Raw genomic sequence first — 10,240 nt, forward strand, 5'->3', positions numbered from 1 at the left:
CTGTTCTGGGTTTGTCTGATCAGCTACAGCAAAAAGGACTGGATATTACCTACGGTAAACCGCTCGGTACGTGTTTGAATTCGTCTAGTGGAACCATCATTGAGGAAGATGTCCAATTCATTGCTCTTAGCCTCAAATTGCCGACAAACCGCGTTGCACCGACAATGCTGGCTTTGGATGAACCAAATGTGCAAAAGCGCTTGCAGGGGGAAGACAAAACCGATTATCAGCAGTCCCTAATACAGCAATATTTACATAAGTCTCAAGGAGATTTGGTGTTACTGGAGGGGCCTGGTGATTTGTCCGAAGGCAATTTGTTTGACTTGTCCTTGCTGCAAATCGCTGAAGTATTGGATGCGGCTGTGCTGTTAGTAACCCGCTATAAATCGTTGCTTTCAGTTGAGGCGCTATTGGCTGCGAAAGGGCGTGTGGGCGATCGCTTGATTGGAGTTGTGATCAATGATATCCCTCTGTCCCAACTAGAAGCGGTTGACACTCTCTTGCGCCCATTTTTGGAACAGCAGGGGATTCCAGTGCTAGCAATGCTACCGAATAGCGCTTTGCTCCGTAGCGTGAGTGTTGGCGAACTAGTTAAGCAGTTAAAGGCTGATGTTCTCTGTCGCAACGATCGCCTAGATTTGTTGGTGGAAAGTTTAGCAATTGGAGCGATGAATGTCAACTCAGCCGTGAAATATTTCCGCAAACGCCGGAATATGGCAGTAGTAACAGGAGGCGATCGGGTGGAAATTCAGCAAGCTGCTTTGGAAACTTCTACCCAATGTTTAATTCTCACCGGGCAATTACCCCCGCCGCCGTTCATTCTCAGTCGCGCTGAAGAACTAGAAATCCCTATTTTATCTGTTGACTTAGACACCCTCACCACTGTAGAAATTGTTAACCGCACTTTCGGGCAAGTCCGCCTCCACGAGCTGATTAAGGTTCAGTGCATTCGCCAGTTGATGTCTAAGCATTTTGACATTGAGCGCCTGTTATCTAAACTGGGTTTAACTGCTATATAAACTCTAAACATTCTTGGACATCCTTCCTCACCCAACGAGTTATGGTTGCTTCATCACGGCCTAAACCTTCTGCTAGTGATCGCCTACTGCTCACTTGCCCACTCTTGAGCCAATAGAGCATTTATTTGCAATCTTTCTTTGCTGCTTGCTTCTGTGGGATGTCTGAGAGCTTTCTCCAATTCTTCTTGGCTTTCTGAAATCTCGATTTGGAATGGACGACTCATAACAAAATTACTAAATGCACCCATCTATAAGTTTGACGTAGTTTGGCGCATCTTCATACAGAATTGGTATAACTACATACAAGGATTTAGAACAAGAATGCTTTCAGAATCCGCAAGAACTCCCAGAATCAGCAAAATTTCAGTATTTAACTCTCTTGAATGGTATTACTTATGAAACACATTGGCTGGCTTGGTGTTACCAAGTAATCCGAACAATCGAAAAATTGTAGCAATGTCTAACTCAGGTTTGCCTCGCACCTACACGCTGTTTGGTAAAATATGTGGGTCGTTTAATCGGATTATCTCCATCTTTGACTCAATCAACAGACCTTATTAGCCTCGATACATTAGCGCAAGAACTGGCAACAATCCAGCAAACAGGTTCTAAAAGAATTGCCTTGCTGGGTTCTCGTCACGTCCCGATTACGCATCAGAATCTTATTGAAATGATGACATATGCCCTAGTTTTATCGGGTAATCGAATCATTACTTCTGGTGCTACAGGTACAAATTCAGCTGCCATCCGGGGAGCAACGCGGGCCGATCCGAATTTGTTAACGGTGATTCTACCCCAAAGCCTGGAACGCCAGCCTTTGGAATCGCGCCAGCAACTAGAACAGGTAATGCATTTAGTGGAAAATCCCAGTAATGATAATCTGTCCCTTGCTGAAGCTAGTTACCTGTGCAACAAGGAAATTGTCTCTCGTTGCCAGCAACTGATTTGCTTTGCGTTTCACGACAGTGGGACTTTGTTACAAACTTGTCAAGATGCGGAAGAACAAAGAAAAGTGGTGACTCTCTTCTACTTTGATTAGTCATTTGTCATTTGTCTTTTGTCCTACCCTGCGGAAAGCTGCTGACGCATCTATGTGTTTGACGAATGACTAATGACTAATGACTGATGACTAATAACCAATGACTAATAAGTAATGATAATTTTTTTGTACTCGATCGCTGCTGCTGCCGCTCTAATTTAAGTGCCATTTTTTCTGGTAGCTTATGCCCGTATGCGTATGGGGTATGAAACGTTTTCTACTCCTCGCGCTATGCTTGATAAATTGCCACCTTATGGCCAACGAGCTACTTGGGCACATCAGAACACCTTTGAAGCGTTTATGATATTTGCCGCAGCTGCATTGATGGCATATGTAACTGGTGTAAATTCTCCTACAGGAATAGGAACTGCGTAGACGCAAAGCGGCTTGTCGTCAGACATCGCCTTTGTAGTAGCCCGTTTGCTATACTCAATTTTTTATATTTTGAATCTACCCCCTTTGCGAACTCTCATGTTTGGCATTGGCACCGTCAGCTCTGCCACTCTCATCTTCTTGAGCATCATCCAAGCAACTAGTTAATTGGGGCATGGGGCATAGGGCATGGGGCATAGGGCATATGAATAATTACTAATGTTTTATGCCCAACTCCAATTCCGAAATCCAACATCTAATAACCCAACATTTTCTATGGCTTCTACTTTTTCCTTTGACATTGTGAGCGACTTTGACCGACAAGAATTGGTTAATGCTGTCGATCAAGTTATACGAGACATCAAAGGTCGTTATGACCTTAAAGACACTCAAACTACTGTTGAATTAGTCGAAGAAAGCATTAACGTTAGTACTGACAGCGAGTTTACCCTAGATTCTATACACGACATCCTGCGGGAAAAAGCCGCCAAGCGTAACCTCTCTCAGAAAATCTTTGATTTAGGCAAAGTTGAATCAGCCAGTGGTAATCGCGTGCGTCAAGAAATCAAACTCAAAAAAGGCATTAGTCAGGAAATCGCCAAACAAATCTCCAAATTGATTCGGGACGAATTCAAAAAGGTACAAGCCTCAATTCAAGGTGATGCTGTGCGGGTTTCTGCCAAATCTAAAGATGACTTACAAGTTGTCATGCAGCGACTCAAACAAGAAGACTATCCAGTTGCTTTGCAATTTACAAACTATCGTTAACAGATTCGTAATTCGTAATTAAGAATTCAATTACGAATTACGAATTACTTTAAGTTGTTCCGGCAATACTTTTTTGAAATGCCGGACGCTCAGATAACTGCTTCATATAGTTCAATACGGCTGGATAGGAACTAAGGTCTAGCTTCAGGATCATGGGAATATAATTCAGCATAGACCCCACTGCCACATCAGCAACAGTGAACTCATTGCCAAGCAAGAAAGGTTGCTTACTGAAAATTTCATTTAAGGGAGTCAACAAACGGGGCATTTCCCGCTCCCGACTTGCTTCTTGAAAAATCCCTGGACCAAGGGTAGCATTGGCAAACAATACCCACTGGGAAAATACACCACGTTCCTCTGGTGAAAGTGTGCTTTTACTATACTTATCGGCAAGATATAGCAAAATCGCCCCAGATTCCCAAAGTTTAAAATCCCCATCAACGATCGCTGGAACTTTACCAACTGGGTTAATTGCCAAATATTCCGCCTGGCGGTGTTCACCCGCCTGCATATCCAGCTTGACAAATTCGTAAGGAACTCCTAATTCCTCTAAATACCAGTGAACAATTGAGGCTCGACTACGAACGCCGCCGTAAAGTTTTAGCATAATTACCTTTAAAGAACTTTGTGAGTGTGAGAATGCTGTTTCACGTTGTCTTCTTTAGTAACAACTCTCGCGGCATTTAATACCCGCTTGCGCTCAATAGAATACTTAAATTCAGTGTAGTTTGTACCTAAAGGAATCAGGGATTTTGCAGATTCACGACGTTTGTAAGTACGAGCTGCTGCAAATGCCCGTGGCACAAATTCCTCTCCAAACTGAGCCGACTCTGGGAAGCCGTCTGGTGCCAGTTGTGAATCGCCATGCAGCACAGTTCCCAAAGTCGTTGCATGAGCCAGCTTATAGGAGGTAGGGATGCCCTTTAAAAGCGCTTCCAAAGCCGCAGAGGGAATCGGTTCTATAACTTCGATTTGATAAACTTCTCCATCTTCTTTGACGAAGCAGGTTGCCAAGCCGATAACAATGTAATCATCGGTTGCTAAATCAGGAGCATTGGGATAGGAAATTGCAGTTGTCATTGGAAAATTTCTCAAAACTTAAAAATTAAATCTAGCGATTGGGGCATTGCGCACTTGTACTGAGCGAAGTCGAAGTATTGGGCACTTGTACTGAGCGAAGTCGAAGTATTGGGCATGGGTTATTTTCCTTGTCGCCCTTGTCCCCAGTCCCCGTATCTAATGAACGGCTTCTTGGCATTCTACCAATTTGTCGCTCTCACTACTTGACTAGTCTTTGAGATTGACATCTGCTATTTCTGGAATTCACCTTCAGGATTAAGTATCCATGATTAGGTTTGAAGAGCAATTGTTTATTTAGGGCCTAGATTTCTATTTGTGCGATTAGGTTAAGTTCTCTCTTCAGATAGCTTTCAAGTAGCTATAAATACCTTAAGAATAAACACAGTGGTAAAACCACTAGCAAGAAAAAACTAGAATTTAATTTCACAAAGTAGAGATTTCAGGCAGGGAAAGATGAATATACACTCATTTTTAGCTGACGATGACCAGCAAAGTAGACAATACAATTTTGTACTAAATAGTACAAATAAAGCCCAAGAACATCGCAAAAACGATCGCAGCGAATCGACTTTAGGGGATAACTACTTACGCTCTTTTGGTTTCAGGTTGGCTCAAGAAGGAGATTATACTGAGGCGATCGCACTTTTAACCCAACTAATTTACCGCTATCCCTATAATGCCGTTGATTACAACAAGCGGGGGCTGATTTATTTCCAAAGTGGTGAAACGCAAAAAGCGCTTTACGACTATAATACCGCCCTTAAATTTAATCCCAATTTGGCTAGTGCTTATAATAACCGGGCAAATTACTACGCGACTTGTGGAGAACTAGCAGCAGCACTTGCCGACTACGATCAAGCGATTGATTTCAATCCTTACTATATCCGGGCGTGGATTAATCGAGGCATTACTTGGCGTGACTTGGAGCAATATGATCAGGCAATTGAGAATTTTGAGGTAGCACTGCTTTTCGGTCAACTAGAAGGTCATATCTGGGCTGAACGCGGCAGAACTTACCATCTTTGGGGTGACTGGAATTATGCGTTAGCGTTCGCGGAGCGTCTCGTAGAGAAGCTCGCCATTCGCGTAGCGTCTCGTACAGAAGGCATCGCTGATTATCGTCGCGCCCTGACTCAACTGCCCTCTATCGGCAACAGTAAGGATATTACTGGTTATCGTTTACGTTTACAACTTGAAAATTGGCTAAACGAACTCCTATCTGATCAGCGTCCTATTTGGTAGATTAGTCCTTCTGGGAGATTCAAAATTCAAAATAAATTATTAAATTTTGAATTAGAGTTTAGCAACGCTGTATTACTAATGACTAATAGATGATAACTACATAGCTAATTATTGAATTAGCTATTAACCATTATTTATTAGCAATAATATAAATTAACACCCGATTTATACGTAGCCCGAATCACAAGAAGCCTAAATAATCTCAAATTCGCTATTTGTCTTAGGGTAATGAGTCTGTTTGTTCATCTTCTCGGCGATCGTGATTCATCAACACCACCCGACGCTGGCTAGGATCAAATCGGTATCCTTGTTGTTGCATAATAGTTTTAGTTTGCTGAGGATCGAAGTTACGGCTAAATTCCGCCTGCAAACCATTGACATGTTCTTCCATCAGCTTGACTTCAGTACTAATTTCTCCTAACTTTTGTTGCTGTGACCAATGATAAGACAAAAGTTGTGCTAAAGCTGATGCTGCAACAGCTGTAATCACAAGATTAACCGCTATTTTGGCTGTGCTTTCTAGTGCCATCACTTGGTAAGAACGTTGACGAAGATGCCGTTTTGGTCGAGGAATGAGCCGGCGTTTTTGTATAGGTTCTAACGGTGGTCTGGAAGGTTGAATCGCGTTCATGATGCTAAAGAATAACCTCGCTTAGTGAAGGGAAGCACTGTAAAAGCACTCTGGCGGTAATTACTGCTTGATTTAGCTGTCATATTACTTCATTTTTTGCAAATAGCTACAAGTATTGCAATAATTAAAAAATAACCTGGCTTACGTAAGTGCAAGGTTTCTAACTACTTATGGCATAAAGCCACAAGGTATAGAAATTGCACCCCGTACTGCCAGGATTATTAGCTTTTTAACTGTGTCACATGTAGCGTTATTTGTAAAGTTCTGTGGCTAATCGCCAAGCTAGAACTCCTGGGATCAACGCCACAACTAGAGCGATGTAGACTTGAGTATCTGAGATGGAAGACACCTGAGCGATGTACAGAGTATCTAAGATAGGCATGGCTGAAAACCTCCTAACCTGAATAGATTTTGAACAGTTCGTTTACTACTTTTCCTTGTTTTGCCTAGATTGGGGAATATCTTGTTACAAGATGCAACAAAAGCAGTTAATAGTCAGTAGTCGTTAGTTATTCTCCATTATAAAAATTTATAAAAAATATGAATTTGTATTTGGGTATCGACTTCGGTACATCTGGCGCACGGGGTGTGGTGATTGACGAGGAAGCTGCTTGTATCCAGGCTGAGGTGCGATATCCCTTCCAGGATTCACCAGCGCCTATTATGCCAAAAATTTGGCAGGAGGCTTTGTTTGTGCTGGTGGAACAAATACCTGAAGAATTGCGGCGAGAAATTAAAGCGATCGCAATTAATGGTACTTCTTCCACCGTCTTGCTGGTCGATGCTGCTGGCAATCCAACAGATGCACCACTTTTGTATAACGATGCGCGGGGATCATTGGTGTTAGAGCATTTGAGGAGTATAGCACCCCCCAACCATACCGTGTTGAGTGCCACCTCCAGCTTGGCCAAACTTTTGTGGATGAGGCAATTACCTGCTTTTAGTGAAGCTAGATATTTCCTGCATCAAGCAGATTGGCTGGCGTTTCTCCTACATGGTCAGTTGGCTATTAGCGATTACCATAATGCTTTAAAGCTGGGTTATGACGTGGAAGAGTTGAAATACCCAGAATGGCTAGAATTCCTGCAAATACCGATTCAGCTACCCAAAGTTTTACCTCCTGGGACTCCGATTGGAGAATTGCGCCCTGAAATTGTGGATAAGTTCGGTTTACGCAGTGATTGTCTGGTGTGTGCTGGTACAACTGATAGTATTGCCGCTTTTCTCGCCAGTGGGGCAAAATTACCTGGTGAAGCCGTGACTTCCCTTGGTTCAACGTTGGTACTAAAGTTATTAAGTCGTACCCGTGTAGAAGATGCGCGATATGGAATTTACAGCCATCGGTTGGGTGATTTGTGGCTGACTGGTGGTGCTTCTAATACTGGGGGTGCAGTACTTAAGCAATTTTTCACAAACGCTGAGTTAGAAAGCCTTAGTCGTGAGATTGATCTATCAAAAGCCAGCGAGTTAGATTATTATCCATTATTGAAAGTAGGCGATCGCTTTCCGATTAATGATCCTAATTTAGCCCCACGCTTGGAACCACGCCCAGATAACCGAGTGGAATTTCTCCATGGGTTGTTAGAAAGTATTGCCCGTATAGAAGCACGAGGGTATGAATTATTACAAAAAATGGGCGCAGATAAGTTTATCCGTGTTTATACTGCTGGTGGTGGCGCGGTAAATGACACTTGGACTGCAATTAGGGCGCGTAATTTGCAGGTTCCTGTAGTAGCGTCAGTGTATACCGAAGCTGCTTATGGAACGGCGCTATTGGCGATGGGGGATGTAAGAAAGGGTAAACAACAGTAATTGTGTAACTATCTTTTTGTAGATATGTTGAAAATCAGTATCTATCCCAGTGACAATTAATATATCTCAGCTGATACTTAAATGATTAGATACCGGTTCATCATCTGGGCAGCTATTCGGGGATGGGTGCTTCGCAGCAAGCGAATGTCATCTATCTCCTTTACTAATTCTTGATGTGAGTTTTGAGGGGATTAGGAGAAAATAAAAAGGTTTTTTAAGAAGGTTTGACCTGCGCTGCGCGATCGAGATTACTATCCAGGAAAAAGATGAGGCTGCGGACTCGGATTTGATCACCTTTAATATCTACTGCCTGTATTAAGTCTTTAGAGTATAGGTTCTTGCGTACTTAGCGTGCTAAAATATTAAAATTATTAGGAATAATGTTTAATAAAATAAATTATGAGACGAATAATAACTAACTCTTAAATTTGCCTGAAGTAGTAGAATCAAGTCTACAAGAGGGTCAAGCCCTAATTCTATCAGTAGGTAAAAAGGAGAAAAGTGCATTGTGCCCAGAGTGTGGTCAAAAGCTGACGGGGCGACGAAATAGGCTAAAAAGCTTATGAGGTAAAGAATGCAGTAATTTATAGTAGAAAAAGATAGGTCTAGTTTTGTCAAGAAGACCTATCTATTGATAATGTTACCTAAATTCTACCAAATACATCTCAAAAGTCAACTGAGTACTGCCGAATATCTCTTGCTGCAAATTGTGATAGTTGTGCTGCAATCGATTAAAAAAGTCAGTTTAGAAGCTTTGGCCAATGCAATACCCAATTCCTATAACATTTGAAAGTAGAAGAAAGAGGCTTCAGAGATTTTTGTCATTACCAAATCTTTCTATCAAAAAAAATTGGTTCCCAATAGTTACCGCATGGTTATCAACATATTTTGAACCTCAAAAAATAATTTATCTAGCAATTGACCGCACAAATTGGCGAAATCTTGCCACCGGGGAGTATCCCCGTGGCAAAGTTTCGCGGGTTGTATAAATCTGTTTATGGTTAGTGTAATTTGGGATAAAAGAAGCTTTCCAATATATTTTGAGTTATTATCAAAAATGGGTAGTAGCAATTTGGATGAACAAAAAACAATTTTATCGGAAGTATTACCACTTTTTAATAAATATCATGTTTGTGTATTAGGAGACCGAGAATTTTGTTCAGTCAAGCTAGCAAACTGGCTCTGTGAGCAGAAAATATATTTTTGTTTACGTCTAAAGAAGAATCACTTTATTGAAAGAGAAACAGATATTTGGCTAGAACTAGATGATTTAGGACTGTTCCCTGGTATTTCCTTTTTTCTCAAAGGAGTTAAGGTGACAAAGACTAAGGGGTTACGAGGTTTTAATTTAGCCTGTAAATGGAAACGTAAAATCTTGGGAGTATCACCGGAAGAAGCATGGTTTATTTTAACAAACTTAGATACTTTAGAATCAGCAATTTCTACGTATAAAAAAAGATTTGATATTGAAGAAATGTTTAGAGACTTTAAGAAGGGTGGTTATAATTTGGAAGATACTAAAGTATCGGGTGAGCGGTTAATATCTATAATTTTATTGATATCAATTGCTTACACTTCTGCCACAATACAAGGGCAAGAAATTAAACGTAAAGGTGTACATAAATACGTGGGTCGTATTAAAGAATATGGGCGTACCGAAAGACGACATAGTAGTTTTTATATTGGGTTATATGGGCAAACTTGGATTAATTTTGTAGACAATTGTAAAGAATTAGTCGGGTTATTATTAAGATTAAATTCTAATAAGTGTAAGTATTATCAACAGGGACAGAGGGCTATAAGACTGATTTTATCTGTATCCTAGCTATCTTTGTCGCCCCGTCAGGGGGTGGGCAGCGTTCGGCTGAGCGCTCACGCCGAAGTCTTGCCCGCCCTAATGGGAGCAAGTTAAATGTGGAACAGCTTATCAAAGACCTAATGCAATACCTACGCATACCCCACTATTTTGCTGTAGGCTTATACTGCAATGCATACAATCTACGTGGAAAACCTGAAGAAAATAAGGTAAATATAATGGTAATGATAAAGTTTTCAATAAATTTTATATTTTTGTGAATTTTCTTCTTGGCTATACTACGCCCTAATGCTTGTCTTTAGGGCTTTTGCAGCTTACTTAGTGAGCTTCAGTTATTACCTTGACTAATCGATGAGGTTAAGAGAAACTAACTACATACTAATCTGTGTTGATAAAATTAATAATTTTTGTAAAAATTCTGAGGTATATACGTTAAAAGATGGAACATTAATTAAAAAATG

General features: G+C 41.1%; 11 protein-coding genes and 2 pseudogenes. 8 read left to right on the top strand and 5 right to left on the bottom strand.

Annotated features, from left to right (window positions below):
- Positions 1-1,019, top strand: a 1,019-nt coding sequence (locus tag ACYTXL_RS04270; protein WP_461923632.1) for a phosphotransacetylase family protein, incomplete at its 5' end; no start/stop codon positions are given.
- Between the two features lie 83 nt (positions 1,020-1,102).
- On the opposite strand, the gene ACYTXL_RS04275 is transcribed toward ACYTXL_RS04270, so the two are convergent.
- The gene (locus ACYTXL_RS04275; RefSeq protein ID WP_461923633.1) at positions 1,103-1,243 is read right to left on the bottom strand and encodes a hypothetical protein; all 141 of its coding nucleotides are present in this window, start codon (positions 1,241-1,243) and stop codon (positions 1,103-1,105) included.
- 68 nt (positions 1,244-1,311) lie between these two features.
- Between ACYTXL_RS04275 and ACYTXL_RS04280 the strand changes: the two genes are divergently transcribed.
- The 4 genes and pseudogenes from ACYTXL_RS04280 to ACYTXL_RS04295 all read left to right on the top strand — a co-directional run bounded on the left by ACYTXL_RS04280 (position 1,312) and on the right by ACYTXL_RS04295 (position 3,198).
- Positions 1,312-1,473 (top strand): hypothetical protein, encoded by a 162-nt coding sequence (locus tag ACYTXL_RS04280; protein ID WP_461923639.1) that lies wholly within the window; start codon positions 1,312-1,314, stop codon positions 1,471-1,473.
- Positions 1,474-1,554: 81 nt separating this feature from the next.
- Positions 1,555-2,058, top strand: a complete 504-nt coding sequence (locus ACYTXL_RS04285; protein ID WP_292802370.1) for a DNA recombination-mediator protein A — start codon at positions 1,555-1,557, stop codon at positions 2,056-2,058.
- A gap of 162 nt (positions 2,059-2,220) precedes the next feature.
- A pseudogene (locus ACYTXL_RS04290) lies at positions 2,221-2,598 on the top strand (MAPEG family protein).
- A 108-nt stretch (positions 2,599-2,706) separates the two neighbouring features.
- Positions 2,707-3,198, top strand: a complete 492-nt coding sequence (locus tag ACYTXL_RS04295; RefSeq protein ID WP_292802280.1) for a YajQ family cyclic di-GMP-binding protein — start codon at positions 2,707-2,709, stop codon at positions 3,196-3,198.
- A gap of 49 nt (positions 3,199-3,247) precedes the next feature.
- Here the strand turns inward: ACYTXL_RS04295 and ACYTXL_RS04300 are convergent, their stop codons facing one another.
- Together ACYTXL_RS04300 and ACYTXL_RS04305 are read right to left on the bottom strand one after the other, a co-directional pair.
- Complete coding sequence (locus ACYTXL_RS04300; RefSeq protein ID WP_461923634.1) at positions 3,248-3,805, bottom strand: glutathione S-transferase family protein; 558 nt, start codon at positions 3,803-3,805, stop codon at positions 3,248-3,250.
- A gap of 8 nt (positions 3,806-3,813) precedes the next feature.
- The gene (locus ACYTXL_RS04305) at positions 3,814-4,278 is read right to left on the bottom strand and encodes a hypothetical protein (protein WP_461923635.1); all 465 of its coding nucleotides are present in this window, start codon (positions 4,276-4,278) and stop codon (positions 3,814-3,816) included.
- A gap of 453 nt (positions 4,279-4,731) precedes the next feature.
- On the opposite strand from ACYTXL_RS04305, the gene ACYTXL_RS04310 reads away from it, so the two are divergent.
- Positions 4,732-5,520, top strand: coding sequence for a tetratricopeptide repeat protein (locus ACYTXL_RS04310; RefSeq protein WP_461923636.1), 789 nt, complete (start codon positions 4,732-4,734; stop codon positions 5,518-5,520).
- A 220-nt stretch (positions 5,521-5,740) separates the two neighbouring features.
- Here the strand turns inward: ACYTXL_RS04310 and ACYTXL_RS04315 are convergent, their stop codons facing one another.
- On the bottom strand, positions 5,741-6,151 hold the full coding sequence (locus tag ACYTXL_RS04315; RefSeq protein ID WP_461923637.1) for a slr1601 family putative cell division protein: 411 nt from the start codon (positions 6,149-6,151) through the stop codon (positions 5,741-5,743).
- A 250-nt stretch (positions 6,152-6,401) separates the two neighbouring features.
- A complete protein-coding gene (psaM, locus tag ACYTXL_RS04320; protein ID WP_190912801.1) occupies positions 6,402-6,533 on the bottom strand; it encodes a photosystem I reaction center subunit XII in 132 nt (43 codons plus the stop codon).
- A 158-nt stretch (positions 6,534-6,691) separates the two neighbouring features.
- On the opposite strand from psaM, the gene ACYTXL_RS04325 reads away from it, so the two are divergent.
- A complete protein-coding gene (locus ACYTXL_RS04325) occupies positions 6,692-7,963 on the top strand; it encodes an FGGY-family carbohydrate kinase (protein WP_461923638.1) in 1,272 nt (423 codons plus the stop codon).
- Between the two features lie 637 nt (positions 7,964-8,600).
- Positions 8,601-9,788 (top strand): annotated as a pseudogene (locus ACYTXL_RS04330) (IS4 family transposase).
- Positions 9,789-10,240: the final 452 nt, after the last annotated feature.

Source organism: Nostoc sp. (assembly GCF_054880495.1).